17 protein-coding genes and 1 tRNA gene are annotated in these 17029 nt (G+C 65.8%); 6 read left to right on the top strand and 12 right to left on the bottom strand.

All coding sequences use genetic code 11. From position 1 onward, the window contains the following. Positions 1–464: 464 nt before the first annotated feature. Positions 465–552, bottom strand: a tRNA-Ser gene (locus tag P2G67_RS15890). A 154-nt stretch (positions 553–706) separates the two neighbouring features. Between P2G67_RS15890 and P2G67_RS15885 the strand changes: the two genes are divergently transcribed. Beyond that, the gene (locus P2G67_RS15885) at positions 707–1360 is read left to right on the top strand and encodes a class I SAM-dependent DNA methyltransferase (protein WP_275824286.1); all 654 of its coding nucleotides are present in this window, start codon (positions 707–709) and stop codon (positions 1358–1360) included. A gap of 3 nt (positions 1361–1363) precedes the next feature. Here the strand turns inward: P2G67_RS15885 and P2G67_RS15880 are convergent, their stop codons facing one another. From P2G67_RS15880 to P2G67_RS15840, 9 genes are all read right to left on the bottom strand, one after another. After that, entirely contained in the window at positions 1364–2431 is a 1068-nt protein-coding gene (locus tag P2G67_RS15880; protein WP_275824285.1) for an NAD(P)H-dependent flavin oxidoreductase, read from the bottom strand. Positions 2432–2513: 82 nt separating this feature from the next. Beyond that, complete coding sequence (locus tag P2G67_RS15875; RefSeq protein WP_275824284.1) at positions 2514–4049, bottom strand: gamma-glutamyltransferase family protein; 1536 nt, start codon at positions 4047–4049, stop codon at positions 2514–2516. Then, complete coding sequence (locus tag P2G67_RS15870; RefSeq protein ID WP_275824283.1) at positions 4049–5302, bottom strand: Zn-dependent hydrolase; 1254 nt, start codon at positions 5300–5302, stop codon at positions 4049–4051. The genes P2G67_RS15875 and P2G67_RS15870 overlap by 1 nt, the downstream gene beginning before the upstream one ends. Positions 5303–5356: 54 nt before the next feature. After that, the gene (locus P2G67_RS15865) at positions 5357–6640 is read right to left on the bottom strand and encodes an ArgE/DapE family deacylase (protein ID WP_275824282.1); all 1284 of its coding nucleotides are present in this window, start codon (positions 6638–6640) and stop codon (positions 5357–5359) included. A 33-nt stretch (positions 6641–6673) separates the two neighbouring features. Continuing rightward, complete coding sequence (locus tag P2G67_RS15860) at positions 6674–7666, bottom strand: branched-chain amino acid ABC transporter permease (protein WP_275824281.1); 993 nt, start codon at positions 7664–7666, stop codon at positions 6674–6676. Between the two features lie 15 nt (positions 7667–7681). After that, the gene (locus P2G67_RS15855; protein WP_275824280.1) at positions 7682–8548 is read right to left on the bottom strand and encodes a branched-chain amino acid ABC transporter permease; all 867 of its coding nucleotides are present in this window, start codon (positions 8546–8548) and stop codon (positions 7682–7684) included. Positions 8549–8559: 11 nt separating this feature from the next. Continuing rightward, complete coding sequence (locus tag P2G67_RS15850; protein WP_275824279.1) at positions 8560–9264, bottom strand: ABC transporter ATP-binding protein; 705 nt, start codon at positions 9262–9264, stop codon at positions 8560–8562. Further along, positions 9257–9997 (bottom strand): ABC transporter ATP-binding protein, encoded by a 741-nt coding sequence (locus P2G67_RS15845; RefSeq protein WP_275824278.1) that lies wholly within the window; start codon positions 9995–9997, stop codon positions 9257–9259. Before P2G67_RS15845 ends, P2G67_RS15850 begins: the two co-directional genes overlap by 8 nt. A gap of 65 nt (positions 9998–10062) precedes the next feature. Then, positions 10063–11298: an ABC transporter substrate-binding protein gene (locus P2G67_RS15840; protein WP_275824277.1), complete on the bottom strand. Its 1236-nt coding sequence runs from the start codon at positions 11296–11298 to the stop codon at positions 10063–10065. A 173-nt stretch (positions 11299–11471) separates the two neighbouring features. Here P2G67_RS15840 and P2G67_RS15835 point away from each other — a divergent pair, with 173 nt between their 5' ends. Then, entirely contained in the window at positions 11472–12554 is a 1083-nt protein-coding gene (locus tag P2G67_RS15835; protein ID WP_275824276.1) for a LysR family transcriptional regulator, read from the top strand. A gap of 40 nt (positions 12555–12594) precedes the next feature. Here the strand turns inward: P2G67_RS15835 and P2G67_RS15830 are convergent, their stop codons facing one another. Further along, positions 12595–12879 (bottom strand): DUF1330 domain-containing protein, encoded by a 285-nt coding sequence (locus P2G67_RS15830; RefSeq protein ID WP_275824275.1) that lies wholly within the window; start codon positions 12877–12879, stop codon positions 12595–12597. Positions 12880–12882: 3 nt separating this feature from the next. Further along, a complete protein-coding gene (locus tag P2G67_RS15825; protein ID WP_275824274.1) occupies positions 12883–13581 on the bottom strand; it encodes a GntR family transcriptional regulator in 699 nt (232 codons plus the stop codon). 102 nt (positions 13582–13683) lie between these two features. Here P2G67_RS15825 and P2G67_RS15820 point away from each other — a divergent pair, with 102 nt between their 5' ends. From P2G67_RS15820 to P2G67_RS15805, 4 genes are read left to right on the top strand one after another with little or no spacing between them, the layout of a single operon-like run. After that, positions 13684–14286, top strand: a complete 603-nt coding sequence (locus P2G67_RS15820) for an amino acid synthesis family protein (protein ID WP_275824273.1) — start codon at positions 13684–13686, stop codon at positions 14284–14286. Next, positions 14258–15073, top strand: a complete 816-nt coding sequence (locus P2G67_RS15815) for an alpha/beta fold hydrolase (protein ID WP_275824272.1) — start codon at positions 14258–14260, stop codon at positions 15071–15073. Before P2G67_RS15820 ends, P2G67_RS15815 begins: the two co-directional genes overlap by 29 nt. Further along, positions 15070–15984, top strand: coding sequence for a flavin reductase (locus P2G67_RS15810; RefSeq protein ID WP_275824271.1), 915 nt, complete (start codon positions 15070–15072; stop codon positions 15982–15984). The genes P2G67_RS15815 and P2G67_RS15810 overlap by 4 nt, the downstream gene beginning before the upstream one ends. A 7-nt stretch (positions 15985–15991) precedes the next feature. Next, positions 15992–17029 (top strand): LLM class flavin-dependent oxidoreductase, encoded by a 1038-nt coding sequence (locus P2G67_RS15805; RefSeq protein WP_275824270.1) that lies wholly within the window; start codon positions 15992–15994, stop codon positions 17027–17029.

The raw sequence follows: 17029 nt of genomic DNA, 5'->3' as shown, positions 1-17029 counted from the left end.
CCTCGGCCGTCGACGTGCCCTCGGACGGCACCTCGAGCGTTTCGCCCCGGTAGGGGGCGGCATCGATGGTCGCGACCACCTCCCCCACCGCGATGCGTTCGATCTGTGCAGCGGCCGAGAAAATCAGGCAGACGGCAAAGCCAAGCGCGCTCAGCCCGACAAGACGAAGCTTCATGACAGGTTATTCCTTGTTTTGTTCTTTTCCTCCACGCGCACGAGGGGTCAGGAGAGCCAGGCGTCGATCGGCCGCCGATTACTCCATGCCGCTCACACGACGAGGCATGAGCTATACACGCTCCACCCCAGCCCGCCCCGTTCGATTAGAGGGGGCGGTGCAAAAGCTGCCAAAAGAAATCAAGTCTGGGCTGGGTCAGGCGCCGGAACAGCATCATCGGCCGGCCGGGGAACGGCAGGAAGCGCCGGGGATCAACGAACGAACATCTACCTGTATTCACAACCATACATGGCGGAAGGGGTGGGATTCGAACCCACGGATGCTCGCGCATCGCCGGTTTTCAAGACCGGTGCAATCGACCACTCTGCCACCCTTCCGTCCGCGGTCGCATGCCGATGGCGCTACCTCCTATCGAGCGGTGCGCTGCCCGTCAACGGGGCGTGGCTTGTCATGGCGGGCGTGGGGAGTTTAGCTGCGCGGCGCGAGCGCCCCTAGCAGGCGCTCCATGGAACAACTGCCAAGGAGTTGAGTATGCAATCGGTTGGCAAAGGCAAGACGCAGGGTTTGAGCAGCCTGAAGGAAGGCTCGACGGATTCCGAAGCCGTGGCGAGCTACTACGATGATTGGGCCGGCAACTACGATGAAACCCTGAACCAGTGGCAGTATCAGGCGCCGGATGATGCCATGGACCTGCTGATGCCCCATCTGCCAGCGAATGCGCGCCTGCTCGACGTCGGCTGCGGCACCGGACTTTTTGGTGAGACGCTGAGCCGCCGAGGAAACTTCCGCGCCGACGGCATCGACATTTCCGCCGAATCCCTCAAACGCGCCGGAACCCGCGGCGTCTATGAGCAACTGCTGCAGCATGACCTGCAACAGGTGCCGCTGCCGGTCGAGGACAAGGCCTATGACGCGGCTGCTTCCATCGGCGTTCTCACCTACATCGAGGACGCCGAGGCCCTGCTGCGCGACCTCTGTCGCTGCGTGCGCAAGGACGGCGTGATCACCTTCACCCAGCGCAGTGATCGCTGGGCCGCGCTCGACTTCGCCGCGACGGTCAAGCGCCTGGAGACTGAAGGCCTCTGGTCGGTCCTCTCGATCAGTGAGCCGCGACCCTACTTGCCGGGCAACGAGGAGTTCGGCTCGGCCATTGCGGTCATCCACACCCTCTGCCGCGTGCGCTAAAGGTCAGCTGGGGAGGAGGTCGCTGGCCTCCTGCCAAACCCGTCTCAGCAGCTTCTCGGCCGGCTCCGCGCGGGCCAGGCCCATGGCCTGCCCGGCCAGAGCATAGAGGCGCTCCGGGTCGCGCTCGGCCACGGCCGCCTTGCGCATGGGCTCGGTGAGGAAGCGCTGGACGGGATAGGCCGCCGGGGCGGGCGCGCCCGGCGCGGACACCGCATCGGTGAAACGGTTACGCAAGGCTCGCGCCGGGCGACCGGAGAAAGCGGCCGTCACCACCGTATCCTCCGGGCGCGCCTGCGCCAGGGCCTCGGCCCAGGGCGCCGCAATATCGGCCTCGGGCGTGCGGAGCAAGGCGGTGCCGAGAATGACCGCCGAAGCACCCAGCACCAGGGTTGCCGCCACACCCCGACCGTCGCCAATGCCGCCGGCAGCGATCACCGGCACTTTGAGAGCATCAGCCAGTACCGGAATCAGGGCGAGGCTGCCCACAGAGGCTCGCCCCGCCGCCTCGGGGGTGAAGGCACCCCGGTGCCCACCGGCCTCGGCCCCCTGGGCGATCACCGCATCGGCGCCGGCCGCTTCGGCCTCCAGCGCCTCGCCCAGACTGGTGGCGGTGGCGATCCACTTGATGCCCGCTTCCTTGAGCCGCGCCACCTGGTCCGGTCGAAAAAGCCCCATGATGCTGGAGGCAGCATGGGGCTGGGCGACCAGCAGAGCCTCGAACTGCGCATCGAAATCCTGCAGCAGCGGCCCTTCAGGAACCTCAGGCCGCGGCCCGAACCCGGCCATAAAGTCGGCCTGGGATGTCTCGACGGCTGCATCGCGCGGTTGGGGCTCGTCGGGGATCCAGAGATTGATCTGAAAGCTGCCGCCGGACATCTGGCGGAAACGCGCCACCCAGTCGGCAATGCCATCGGGATCGAGTGCCAGGGCGCCGCAGGCGCCCATGCCGCCCGTCTGCGCCACGGCCGCGGCCAGGCCCGGAGGTGAGGAGCCGGCCATGGGCGCCATGAGGAGAGGGACCTCCAGGCCGAATGCTGCACAGAAGGCTTGCGTGCGCTGCTTCACGCTCATGCCGCTTCTCCTTTCACGCCGGACAGTCGCAGACGGAAGGAAGCTGAGCACAGCAGGCCCTGAGACGGAAGGGCGCTTCTTGCTAAAGAACCAACCCCTGACCGTCGGCGCGCGGGTCGCCGATGGCCTCCACGCTCCCGTCGGCATCGCGGCTGATGCACTGGACGATGCCCAGCTTGCTGTCGCGACCGGGCAGCAGTTCGAGACTGCAGCCCAGTTCTGCGGCGACTTGCTCCGCCACCTCGGCCAGCTCCGCATCCGCGGTCACCTGCGTGCCCTCGGCGTGCAGCCGCGGCTCGGTCAGTGCCTCTGCGAGCGGCAGGCCACGCACGAAGCGATGGTAGAGCACCTGCATCAGGCTGGTTGGAATGCGCGTGCTGCCCGACCCGCCGATGGCGACCGCCGCCTGACCGGCCGCGTCGAACAGCAGGGTCGGCATCATGCTGCTGACCGGCTTCCTGCCGCCCGAGAGCGAGTTGGGGGTGCCCGGCCAGGGATTGAAGAGCAGGAGCTGGTTGTTGAGTACGATGCCCGTGCCCGGCACCACCACGCCGGAGTGGTTCATGTTGGAATAGGTGATGGTGACCGCATTGCCGGCCGCATCCATCGTGGACAGCGAGGTGGTCTGCGGCGGCTCGCGCAGCCGCAGGCTCTCGTTGTCGATGCCCAGCGAGGAGAGATCCACCGGGGTCTGCGCCGGGTCGCCCAGCGTGGAGGCGCGCAGCGCAAACATCCGCTGCATGGCCGTGCCGAGCGCGAGGTGATGATCTTTGGCCGCGCCGCGCTGCAGGTGGGCCAGGCCGGCAAGCACGAAGGCGCCGCTGGAGGGCGGCGGCATGGTGGCAACCTCGTAGTCGAGATAGCGACCGGTCACCGGCTGGCGCTCGACGGGGCGGAAGGCCGCCAGGTCCTCCGCGGTCATGAAACCGCCGCCGCGCTGGATCTCGGCCAGGATCGCCGCGGCCAAATCCCCTTCGTAGAGATCATCGGGGCCTGCCTCCTGCAGGCGACGCAGCGAGCCGGCGAGATCGGTGAGACGCAGTTTCGCGCCGGCGGGCAGCGGATTGCCCTCGGCGTCAAGGAACAGTCGGGCGGTTTCCGGATAGCGCTCGATGTAGTCCCGGGTGGTGGCGATGCGCTCCGCCAGATAGCGGTCCATGGTAAAGCCCGCCTCGGCCAGGCGCGCCGCCGGCTCCACGACATCGCGGAACGGCAGGCTGCCGAAGCGCTCCACCAGGTGGGCCAGGCCGCGCACCGCGCCCGGCACGGCGACGGAGCGATGGCCGATCTCGTTGGCCCGGTCGCGCACCAGCAGGTGATAGCCGGTCATGAAGCCGGTGAAGGCCGGGGTGAGCTCGAACTGCGCGGCTTTCGGTGCGGTGCCGAGGAAATCCACCGCCACCGTCCGCCCTTCGCTGGCGGAATGCACCAGGGCGAAGCCGCTGGCGCCAATGCCGTTGTCCAGCGGCTCCACCACGCCCATGGCGAAGGCCGCGGCCACGGCCGCATCGATGGCATTGCCGCCAGCCTCCAGCACCTCCAGCCCGGCCCGGGCGCCGTCGGGATTGGCCGTGGCCACGGCCCCGCGGCGCATGGCCCCGCGCATCGCGTTCTCCATCAATGGGCTCCCGCCGCGTCGGCCAGACCCGCCTGGCTGAGCACGGCCTGGAACAGCACATTGGCGCCGTCGGTCACGTCCTCGGGTTTGCAGGCCTCGTTTTCGTTGTGGCTGATGCCGTTGCAACTGGCGACGAAGAGCAGTGCCGTAGGGCAGATGCGGTTGAGGGGCACGGCATCATGGCCGGCAACGGTCAGCAGGTCGCGATGCTTCAGACCGAGGCCGTCGGCACAGTCGCGCAGCACCTGCGTCATCTCGGGGTCGAAGTGGATCGGCCCGAACTCGTAGTACTGCTCCAGTTCGATGGAAACGCCCCGCGCCGCCTCAACTTCCTTGGCCGCCGCCCGCAGCTCGCTCTCCATCACGGCCACCTCTTCGGGGTCGCTGTGCCGCACGTCACAGCTCAGCCGCACCTCCGAGGGAATGACCCCACGCACGTTAGGATAGAGCTCGATGTGCGGTGCATTGGAGCGCCCGTCCTCGCCATGGCTGCGACCGATGCGGTCGATCTCCAGGGTGAGGGCCGCCGCGCCCACCATGGCATCCTTGCGCCGAGCCATGGGCGTCGGGCCCACATGCGCCGCCTCACCCCGGATGGTGGCGAGGAAGTAGCGCGCGTAGAAGGAGCCGGTGACGATGCCAATCGACTCGCCATGGCTTTCCAGCACTGGTCCCTGCTCATTGTGTACCTCGAAGTAGGCCTTGATGGGCCGCTCACCGAGCGGGGCCTCGCCCTTGTAGCCAATGGCTTCCAGCGCTTCGCGGACCGTGACGTTCTCCTCATCGGCGCGGCCGTAAGCAAAGGCCAGGTCGGTCTCGCCGGTGTAGACCGAGGACCCTAGCGTCATGGGCGAAAAGCGGCTGCCCTCCTCGTTGGTCCAGACCGCCACCTCCACCGGAGCCTCGGTGACGATGTCCTGGTCGTGCAGGGTGCGCAGGATCTCCAACCCCGTCATCACACCCAGGATGCCGTCGAACTTGCCGCCGGTGGGCACGGTGTCCAGATGGCTGCCGACCATGACCGGCGGCAGGCCGTCATCGCGCCCCCCTCGGCGAGCGAAGATGTTGCCGATGGGATCGACCCGGATGGTGCAGCCGGCCTCGCGGGCCCAGCGGCAGAAGAGGTCGCGCGCGCGGCGATCCTCATCGGTCAGCGCCAGTCGCCGGCAGCCACCGGCCGGGGTTTCTCCGATCCGCCCGATCTCCATAAGGCTGGACCAAAGACGGTCGCCGTCTATGCGAAGGTTGCGCATGCGTCCCCTCCTCTCCCTGCTTGCCGCCTGCGCGGCCCTATCGTGGGTTGTTGTCTATCGTGACTGCAAACCACACCACTCGGCAATGAACAAGGCGTAGGTCTTGGTCACCTGACGCACCGATTCGAGATCGACCCGCTCGTCGAAGCCGTGCGGCTGTTCGCAGACCGGCCCGTAGACCATGCCCGGCGTGTCCTGGTAGAGCCCGAAGAAGCGGGCATCGGTCGCCGCCGAGGTGACGTGTTCGGTGAGATCCTTGCCGAAGACTGCGCGGTGGCTGTCGGCCAGCACCTTCTCCGGCTCCTCGGCGTTCTCCAGCACATAGCCCTCCGCCATGTGGCCGTGATACTCGACGGTCGGCGGATTGTTGCTGAGGTAGGGATCGCTCATGGCCGCCTGGCGCACGCAGGCCTCGATCTCGGCGCGGGCGTCCTCCAGCTTCCAACCGGGATAGACTCCGACCCGCACCTCGATGGTGCAGGCTGCCGGCACGCTGGAGGTCCATTCGCCGCCGGCGACATTGCCCAGATTGAAGCGGATGGGGTGCGGATGGTCCTTGTAGAGCGGGTGCTCGACCTTGCGCGCGTTCCAGTCCTTCTCCAACTCCTTGAGCTGCTGCCAGATGCCGAAGGCCTTCTCGATGGCGTTGGTGCCCGCGTCCTGATAGCCCGAGGCGTGCTGCGGATCGCCCGAGACATGCACCTGGAACCATATCAGTCCCACCTGGGCGCGCAGCAGGATCGGCTCGATCGGCTCGGGGATCAGGGCACAGTCGGCCTTGTAGCCGCGCTGCAGGCAGGCGAGCGCGCCATTGCCGGTGCACTCCTCCTCCACGACCGACTGGAAGTGGATCGGCGCCGCCGGCGCATAGCCAGCGCGCAGGATGGCGTCGTAGGCATAGAGCATCAGGCCGAGACCTGCCTTCATGTCGCCGGCGCCGCGGCCATACATCCACCCATCCTCGACGTGCGGGTCGAAGGGCGTGCGGGTCCAGCGGTCCCATGAGCCGGTGGGCACCACGTCGATGTGTCCGTTCAGGATCAGCGAACGGCCGCTCACCGCCTTGGGACGGTAGCTGCCCACCACGTTGAAGGCGTTCTCGTAGGAGATCTTCACCGGGGCGAAGCCGGGCAGGTCCTTGATGGCCTCCACGTCGATGCGCCACTGATCCACGTCGAAGCCGCGCTTGCGCATGGCCGCAGCCATGAAGTCCTGCGCGGTGTGCTCCTCCCCGCGCAGCGACGGCAGGCGCACCAGATCCTGGGTGAAAGCCACCTGCTCGTCGAAGCCCTCGTCGACGCTTTTCAGGATGGCGGACGCAATTTCCTTGTCGAGCATGGCTCGCTTTCTCCTTGGATCGGCGCTGCGGCGTCAGTCGGCACGGGCTTCCGCCGGACGGCGCCGGAAGAAGCTGCCGATGGTCGCCAGACCGCGCGGCATGAACATGATGGAAAGGATGATGAGGGCGCCGTAGATCAGCAGGCGGTAGTCATCGAGAACCCGCAGCGACTCGCCCAGGAAGGTCAGGACAAAGGCGCCGATGATCGGCCCGCTGAAGGTCCCGAGGCCGCCCACCAGCACCATGGCGATCACCAGGATGATCAGGTCGGGCCCCACGGCCGCCATGGGTGTGAGAATGCTGACGTAGTGGGCGTAGAAGGCACCGGCGAGGCCCACCAGAAAGGCGCTGACTCCAAAGACCAGCAGCTTGAAGCGGGCCAGATTGATGCCCAGGCTTTCCGCCGCATCCTCGCCGTCGCGCATGGCCACCACCGCCAGACCGACCTTTGAGCGCATCATCAAGGCGATGAGCCCGATGGACAGCAGCAGCAGGCCGAGCGCGAGGTAGTAATACCAGAGCTTGACCGAGGGGTTGAAGACCACCTCCCCGATCAGCGGGAGCATGAAACCTTCGAAGGCCGGAATGCCCCAGAGCCCCAGTTCGCCGCGGGTGATGCCCTGCAGGTTCGAAATCGTGATGCGCACGATCTCGGCAAAGGCGAGGGTGACGATGGCCACGTGCGGCATGGAGCGGATGCGCAGGATCGGCGTGCCGATGAAAACACCCGCCAGCGCCGCAATGACCGCCGCCAGCCAGATGGTGAGCCAGGGGCTGAGCCCCAGGTTGATCCCGAGCAGCGCCGAGGCGTAGGCGCCGATCCCGAAGAAGGCATGATGGCCGAAGGTCTTCAGGCCGGCGAAACCGGTCACCAGGTTCCAGGCCGAAGCGAAGATCGCAAAGATGATCGAGAGGATCATCAGGTGCAGCAGATAGCTGTCGTCGATGACGTGCGGCAGCGCCAGCGCCAGCGCGATGAGCGCGGCGACAAGCAGGTAGGTCCGCAGTGTGAGAGGCTTGAACATGCTTGTGGAACGCTCCTACCGCGGCTTACCGAAGAGGCCCCAGGGGCGCACCCAGATGACCAGGATCATGAGACCGAAGGCGATGACGTCGCGCCATTCTGACGAAGTGACCTGCACACCCACGGCCTCCACGATGCCGAGCAGGATCCCGCCGACGATGGCGCCCGGGAAGCTGCCCAGCCCACCCAGGATCACCACAACGAAGCCCTTGAAGAGCACCGGCATCCCCATCCAGGGATTGACCGCATAGATCGGGGCGAGCATGGCCGCTGCGATGCAACCCAGGGCGGCCGCGATGCCGAAAGTGAGTGTGTAGATGCGCGCCGCGGGTATCCCCACCACGGCCGCCGCATCCTTGTCCTGCGAGGTGGCGCGCAAGGCCCAGCCGAAGCGGGTCTTGGCCAGGACGAAGGTCATGATCGCGATGGTGATGACGGCCACCACCAGCATCAGCAGGCGCTGCTGCGGCAGGCGCAGGCCGGCGATCTCCACCACGCCGGGCAGGTAGTAGGGGATCGACTGGAACTGCTCGCCGAAGAGGATCAGCGCCAGGTTCTGCAGGAAGATCGACAGTCCCAGGGTGGCCGCGATGGTGGCAAAGGCCCACTCCTCGCGCGGCAGCAGGTAGGCGATGGTCAGCCGCTGCACCAGCATTCCAAGGACGAAAATGGCGGCAATGGCAATGGGGATCGCCAGCCACGGCGGCACCGCGTAGGCGACCACAAGGAAGAAGACCAGATAGCCGCCCATCATGTAGAACTCGCCGTGGGCGAGGTTGAGCACCCGCATGGTGCCATAGATCAGGGCGATGCCGCTGCCGATGAGGGCATACATCGACCCGATGATGATGCCGTTGATGATCTGCTCGAGAAAGATTGTCATGTCGGGCCCCGTCAGCCGCCGAGATAGACGCGCCGCACCACGTCGCTTGAAAGCATCTCGTCTCCGGTTCCGCTCAAGACCACCCGGCCGCTCTCCAGGAGGTAACCCCGGTCCGAGAGACCGAAGGAGAGCTGGACGTTCTGCTCGTTGAAGACGACCGAAATGCCCTCGGCGTGGATCTTGCGGATGATGTCGAGGATCTGGTGCACGATGCGCGGGGCCAGGCCCAGGAACGGCTCGTCCATCAGCAGCAGGCGCGGCTTGGACATGAGGCTGCGCGCGATCGCCACCATCTGCTGTTCACCGCCGGACATGCGACCGGCTTCCTGGCCACGCCGCTCGGCGATGATGGGAAAGAGGCTCTCCACCCACTCGAGCCGGCGCGCAATCTCCGCTTTGTCGCGGCAGCTGTATGCGCCCAGCAGGACATTCTCCTGCACGCTCATTGCCCCGAAGAGGCGGCGACGCTCCAGCACCATGGAGATGCCCAGATCCACCTTGCCATGGGTGGGCACCCGCCGCAGGTCATGCCCCTCAAAAGTGATCCGCCCGCGCTTGGCCGCCGTCAGGCCCATGATGGCCTTGAGCACCGTGCTCTTGCCCGAACCATTGGGGCCGAGCACGGCAACCACCTCGGCGGATCCGACGGTCAGGCTGACATCCCAGAGCACCTGGAAGTCGCCGTAGAAAACATCCAGTCCCTCGATCTCAAGCATGCGCGGCCTCGCCGAGGTAGAGTTCCACCACGTCGGGATGCGCGGCAATCTCCGCCGGAGTGCCCTCAGCAATCTTTTCGCCGCGATTCATGAAGATGGCACGGTGGGCCAGTTCGCTGATCACGCGCATGTTGTGTTCGATGATGATCAGGGTCAGCCCCTCCCCGTGCAGGCGCTGCACCAGCGCCACCAGATCGGGAATGCTCTTCTGATCCACGCCGCCGGTCACCTCGTCCATCAGCAGGAGACGCGGCCGGGTGGCCATGGCGCGGGCGAGTTCCAGGCGCTTGCGCTGACCCGTGCTGAGTTGTTTGGCCGGCGCCTCGGCCTTCGCGCCCAGCCCGACCATCTCGACGTAGGTCAGGGCCTCCTTGCGGGTTTCCGCCAGGCTGGTGTGGTGGACCATGGAGCCCACCATCACGTTCTCGACCACGGAGAGCTCGTGGAAGGGCTGGGTGATCTGGAAGGTGCGCGCCACCCCCGCCCGACAGCGCCCGTCGGGTTTCATGCGGGTGATGTCACGTCCCTCGAACAGAATCCGCCCGCTGGTGGGAATGAGTGCGCCGGCGATCATGTTGAAGGTGGTGGTCTTGCCGGCCCCGTTGGGACCCATGAGGGCGAGGATCTCACCCGCGCGCAGGTCCAGGCTAAGGTCCTTCACCGCGACCAGACCTCCGAAGACCATGGAGGCCTGCTCCACCTGCAGAAGCGGTTGCTGACTGGGAGAAGACATACACATTCCTGCCGCTGTCCGGCTCCGGCGGTGCGCCGGAGCCGGATCGATTACAGTTCTCGGCCTCAGTTCTGCGGCTGGAACTCTGAGGTCGCCGTGGTGTGGGGCCAGACGGCGAAGCTGGAACCGTCCTGGATCTGCGCCATCGGCACCGGGAGATACTCGGCCCCGACCTTCGGGGTGTGGATCTCGGTGTCGTAGACGTAGCGGGCGATCACGCAGCTGAAGTCGGTATCGGCAAAGGCAGCCGAGAGGGCCTCCGGCTCAACCGTTCCCGCGCGCTCGATGTTGTCGAGCAGCATGCCCATCTGGCAGTAGCCCTGGGCATGGTCACCGCCGGCCGCCACGCCAATGCTCTCGTTCATGTAGTCCGAGAACTCCTTGTGTTCCTCGTTGTTCACCGGATCGAACATCAGCGGCGTCCAGAGCAGACCTTCCGCCGCCTCACCGGCGCCTTCGAGGAACTCGGAGCGGATCGGGTAGTAGACGGCGAGGTGCAGCGCTTCCAGGCCCTGCTCCTCGATCTGCTTCACCAGGGCTATGCCCGAGTTGACCGAGGTGAAGATGGACACCACCACGTCCGGCTCGTCGTTACGCAGCTTGGAGAGCTGCGGATAGAAGTCGGCATGGCCCAGCGCCACGGTCTCCATCTGGGTCGTCCAACCCTCTTCCTCGAAGAGCGGGGCGGTGTATTCATAATTGGAGATGCCGTAGTCGGTATCCTCGACGATGAAGGCCACCGACTTGTTGCCGGCGTCCAGATCACCCGACTCCATCAGCCAGCTCACAGTGCCGTGCAACGTGTCGGCATAGGCATCGCTGTTGAAGCTGGATTTCCAGAAGTTGGCGAAGCGCTCGGGATCGGTCTTGATCTTGTTGGCGATTTCGATCGAGACCGGCTGGCCGCTCATCATGAACTTGTTGAAGCTGGGCGCCACTTCCATAAGCGCCAGCGTGACGGAGCTGGCGATGGTATCACCCACCAGGAGATCGACCTGGTCGCGGGTCAGGAGCTTCTGGGCCGCACTGACGCCGACTTCCGGACGCGAGGCGCTGTCCTCGAAAATCAGCTCAACCTGCACCTGCTCGCCACCGATGTTCAGGCCGCCTTCCTCGTTTACCTCCTGCGCCACCAACTCATAGGCCTGGCGCATGGAGATGCCGGAGTTGGCAGCCGGACCGGTCAGCGGCCCGATCACGCCGATTTTGATCGTATCGGCAGCGGCCACGCCGCTGGCAAGCATGGCACCGGCGGCCAGAACGCCGGCGCTGCCGCTGAGTAGACGGGTTCGACGAAGCATTTTGTTCTCCCTGTGGTGATTATCCGGATAGTCCTGAAGCCGGCTCGTCCGGAAGCAGGCTCTCCGCCGAGGATGCCCTGCGACAAAAAGCGAATCCATAACCCAAAGCATTGAAGGCTTGGGCAGGGCATGTTTCAAATAGATTATCGCTATCTGGAATATAATTTATTGCTATGACAAAACCGCCTACATCGGACAGCGACCCTCCCGCCCATCCGCCGCGCAAGGGAAACCACCTGCCCTATGCCGACGCCGAGCGCACCCGCTCGCTCATGGATGAGGCGGAGGCCTTTCCGCTCGAGGCCACGGCGCGCAATCTCAACTGGAACTTGCTGCGTACCTTTATCGTCATTGCCCAGGAACGCAGCCTGACCCGCGCCGCCAACCGACTCCTGGTCAGTCAGCCCAGCATCTCGAACAGCCTGCGCCGACTCGAGGAGCAGTTGGGTATGACGCTGCTGAAACGGGGCGGATCCAACTTCGAACTCACCCCGGCCGGGTTGCTGCTGTTCGAGGAGAGTCTGGAGATCTACGGGCACGTCTCGCGCCTCTCATCCAAGATCGCCGACCTCAGCGGGGCGGTGCGGGGCACGGTGCGGCTCACCATGGCCAGCACCATGCCGGACCACCTGCTGAACGACCTGCTTTATCACTTCCATCGTGAGTATCCGGATGTGCGCATACAAACCACCGTGACCAGCAGCGTCAATGCCGAGCGCAGTGTGCTCAATAAAACCAGTTCGCTGGGCCTGGTCTACATGGATCGCTTCCGCCCCGATTTGCACTACGAGCCCGTCTATCGCGTACGCTTCGGGCACTTCTGTGGACGCCGCCACCCGCTGTACGGGCGCCGCGATCTCAGCCCTGACGACCTTCAGGGCTTGGACTGCGTATCCATGCAGACCAACCGCCTGGCGGAAAGCAGCTGGCCGACGCAGTTGTCCCGATTGCGCCAGCGCCTGGAGCTGCGTGTGGTGGCACAGTCCTTCAACGTCTCGGAGGCCAAACGCATGGTCGGCGCCGGCATCGGCATCGCCATGTTCCCGCTGCACTCTGTGGCCGAGGAAGAAGCCGACGGCCGGCTCTGGCGCCTGCCGCCCTACGACGAGTTGCCGGAAGCCCCGATCCACCTGGTGATCAACCCACGCTGCCGTCACACTTCGGCCGAACAGCTCTTCATCGACGCCCTGCGTCAGCGCGTTGCGGGCTTCACTCCAAACGAAAAGATCCTGCCGGTGGAGGATCCGGTGCCCTAAGTAGGGCCCGTCCCAACTGAGCCCTCACAGGGCAAACGCGCTACAGGCCTATGACGATACTGACGTGGGCGACGCAGGCGCCGTCACGTTTGGCCTTCGCGGCCTGGTACTCGGGTGACCGGTAACAGGCGCGGGCGCTTTCCAAGTCGGGGAACTCGATCACCACCTGGCGCTCGTAGGTCGTGCCCTCAAAGGTCTCGCTCTCGCCGCCGCGGGCAAGAAAGCGTGCGCCATGTTTGGCGAAGGCTGCGGGCGCCAGCTCGGTGTAGCCGCGATAGCGCTCCGGGTCGGTCACCTGCACATGGGCAATCCAGTAAGCGGGCATGACCTATCTCTCCTCTTCCGCGTCGCTTTCCGCCTGCAGCAGGCGCCGGGCAATGGCCGCAGCCTCGGTCAAGTGCTCTTCAACCGACTGCGCTGCCGCTTCCGGATCGTTGTCGAGGATCGCCTGACAGATCTGGGCCATGCGTGCATGGCCGGAGACGTGGCGGTCCTTGGTCGCGAGCGTGAGCCCGCGCAGACGGCTGATCCGGCTGTTGAGGCGCTGAACAATCTCCCAGGCGATGTCGTGCCCGGCTGAGCGGAAGATCACTTCGTAGAAACGCGTCGTGGCATCGAAGAGACCCATCGTCTGGCCCACGGCGAAGGCCTTTTCCAGAGCCTTGAGCGCGCGCTCCAGTTCGGCCTTGGTCGCCGCGTCTGCCACCTCCGCGCATGCGGCGGCCGCGTCACGCTCGAGCTGGAGGCGAATCCGATAGATCTGGCGGGCCTGCTCCCAACTGAGCGACGCGACGGTTGGCCCCTTGTTGTGCTGTGACTCCACCAGGCCTTCCGCTTCCAGGTAGCGGATCACCTCGCGCACCACGGATCGGCTGACACCGAGTTGGTCGCAGAGCGAACGCTCGACCAGCCGCTCCCCCGACTTGAAGTAGCCCGCAATGATGGCACTGCGCATACGCTCCAGCGCCATTTCGCGCAGCGTTTGCGGGGGACGGTCGATCCGCAGATTGGAGGCAGCCTGGGTCATGTCGACATCCTAGAGGCGGGCATCACAAGGGGCAATGGTCTATTGACATTCCGTCAGACGGTATACCAACATACCACAAGCACAAGACTGAAAGGGCTCGTCATGCCAGCCGTCATCCGCAAGACCCTGCTGCACGTTGAAACGACTTTCATCGAAGGCGGCAAAGCCGCTCCGCAACCGCTGCGCCTCATCGCAGCCGCGGCGGTGGTTCAGAACCCCTGGGCGGGTCGCGGTTTCGTAGAGGACCTGCGGCCCGAGATTCACGACGTGGCCCCGGGACTTGGTGAACTTCTGACCAAAATGATCATCACCGAAGCCGGCTCGGGCGACGCGGTGGAGGGTTACGGCAAGTCAGGCGTCGTGGGCCTGAACGGCGAGGTCGAGCATGCCTCCGCCCTTATCCACACGCTGCGCTTCGGCAACCATTACCGCGAGGCGGTCGCCGCTAAGTCCTATCTTTCCTTCTGCAACACCCGCGGCGGCGCCAATGCCCCGGTGATGATCCCCTTGATGGACAAGAACGACGCCGGGCGGCGCTCGCACTACCTGACCATCCATTTCGCCGTCCCCGATGCCCCGGCACCCGACGAGATCGTGGTGGCCCTGGGCGCATCCATCGGCGGGCGGCCGCACCATCGCATCGGCGACCGCTATCAGGATCTGAAGGAACTGGGCCATGATGTCTCGAACCCTGCCGCTGTCTGAGGCAGGAGGACAGGCGGCCATCCTGGAGGCCGGTCAGGGCGAACCCTTGGTGCTGGTGCACGGCGTCGGCCTTTGCGCCCATGCCTGGGGTCCCCAGATCGAGATGCTTTCCAGGAACTGGCGCGTTCTGGCCGTCGACATGCCCGGCCATGGTGGCAGCGAGCCGCTGCCCCGGGACGCCCGGCTGCCGGACTTCGTCGCCTGGCTGATCGGCGTGCTGCAAGGCCTGGACGTCGGGCCGGTGAACCTGGCCGGCCATTCCATGGGTGCTTTGATCGCCGCCGGCGTCGCCATCGAGCGTCCGGACCTGGTGAAGCGCCTCGCGGTGCTGAACGCCGTCTACCGCCGCTCGCCCGAGGCGCGGGCCTCGGTGCTGGCCCGCGCAGAGCAGCTTGCCGTGGGCAAGATGGACAACGAAGCGCCGCTTAGCCGCTGGTTCACCGACCGCCCCGCCGAGCAGCAGGCGCGCGCGTCGGTTGCCGGCTGGCTGCAGGATGTGGACCCACAGGGCTACGCCACGGCCTATCGTGCCTTTGCCGAGGGCGATGCCCTCTATGCCGACCGCTGGGCGCAGATCCGCTGCCCCACTCTGGCACTGACCGGCGCAGACGATCCGAATTCAACCCCGGCCATGGCCGAGGCCATGGCAGCGGCCGCCCGTGACGGCGAGGTCCGGGTCATTGCCGGCGAGCGCCACATGGTGAACCTGACGGCACCCGAGGTCGTCAATGAGGCCCTGCGGCGTTGGCTCGCGCGCGTCCCCCAATCGCAGGAGGCTGAGGTATGAGCGGGCAGGATTATCGCCAGCTTCGCGACGCCTTCGGGGCCTTCATGACCGGCGTTACGGTTGTCACGACCCTGGACGACGACGGCGCCCCGATTGGCTTCACGGCCAACTCCTTTTCCTCCGTGTCGCTCGACCCGCCGCTTCTGCTCGTCTCCCTGGCCAAGACCTCTCGGAACTTTCAGCACTTCGCAGCGGCCAAAAGCTTCGCGGTCAACATTCTGGCCGAGCATCAGAAGGCGATATCCAACACCTTTGGCCGACCGGTCGCCGACCGCTTCAGCGGCATCGATTGGCGCACAGAACAGAGCGGCGCCCCCATCCTGCCCGAGGTCTCGGCCTGGTTCGACTGCCGGATGGAGCGCGTCATCGACGCCGGTGATCACGCCATCATGCTGGGGCGCATCGAGGCCTTCGATGCCAACAACGAGCCAGGTCTGGGCTACTACCGTGGCACCTATTTCACCCCGGCCAAGAGCGGCGTTGCCGCGGCAGGCGGTCCGGCGGTTCTGGTCAGCGCCATCCTGGAACAGGACGGGCGGGTGCTGCTGGTCGAGCGGAACGACGGGGCGCTGTCGCTCCCGGAAGCGCGCGCAGCGCGCAGTGGTACCAGCACCGCCCTTGGCGAGTTGATCGCCGCCAGCGGACTCGAAGCCTCACCCGGCTTCATCTACGCCGTCTACGAAGATCCGGACGAGGGCAAGCAGCACATTGCCTTCCTCTGCCCCAGTTCCAACGGGCAGCCCAAGCAAGGGCACTTCCACGCACTCACCCCCGACACCCTGCACCGGGTGGCCGACGAGGCCCTGCGCACCATGTTGACCCGCCTCGCCGACGAAAGCCGGTTGGGCAACTTCGGGGTCTATTTCGGCAACCAGCGATCCGGCCAGGTTCGTCGCGTGGCACAAGAGTAGGTCCACCATGAAGTTTTCGCTTTTCGTTCACATGGAACGCCTGACCCCGGGTCAGAGCCAGCGCCAGCTCTACGAGGAAATGCTCCAGCTTTGCGCGATGGCCGACGAGGGCGGCATGCACGCCATCTGGACCGGCGAGCACCATGGGATGAACTTCACCATCGCGCCCAACCCCTTCATCAACCTGGTCGACATCGCCCGGCGCACGCGCAACGTTCGCCTGGGCACCGGTACGGTCATCGCCCCCTTCTGGCACCCCATCCGCCTGGCAGGCGAGGCAGCGATGACCGACATCGTCACCGACGGCCGGCTTGAATTGGGCATTGCGCGCGGGGCTTATACCTACGAGTACGAGCGTCTCTGCCCGGGCCTGGACGCCTGGACCGCCGGGCAGAGGCTGCGTGAACTCATCCCCGCCATTCAGGGCCTTTGGGCCGGCGACTATGCGCACGCAGGTGAGCACTGGCAGTTCCCGGCCACCACCTCGGCGCCGCTGCCCATGCAGCAGCCGCATCCACCGATCTGGGTCGCTGCCCGCGATCCCAGCAGCCACGCTTTTGCAGTGGCCAACGGCTGCAACGTGCAGGTGACGCCGCTGTTTCAGGGCGATGAGGAGGTGGAGAGCTTGATGCAGCGCTTCAACACCGCCTGCGCCGAGCACCCGGCCGTTCCCCGGCCGAAGATCATGGTGCTGCGCCACACCTACGTCGCCGACAGCGAAGCGGACGCGCAGCAGGGCGCCGATGAGATCAATCGCTTCTACAACTACTTCGGCGCCTGGTTCAAAAACGAGCGCCCGGTGTCCCAGGGGCTGGTCGCCCCACTGAGCGAGGAAGAGATCGCCGCCCATCCCTTCTTGTCCCCCGAGACAATGCGCCGAAACAACATCATCGGCGAAGCGGGAGAGGTGGTGGAGCGTCTCAAGCACTACGAGGCACTGGGCTACGACGAGTTCGCCTTCTGGATCGACAGCGGCATGACCTTCGGGCGCAAGCGCGCATCGCTTGAACGCTTCCTGCACAACGTCATGCCCCACTTCGCTTGA

Source organism: Aquibaculum arenosum, from assembly GCF_029222965.1.
In the GTDB taxonomy this organism is placed as follows: Bacteria; Pseudomonadota; Alphaproteobacteria; order Kiloniellales; family DSM-21159; genus Aquibaculum; species Aquibaculum arenosum.
The sequence above is the reverse complement of the archived record's forward strand: the minus strand, read 5'-3'. Positions and strand labels throughout refer to the sequence as shown.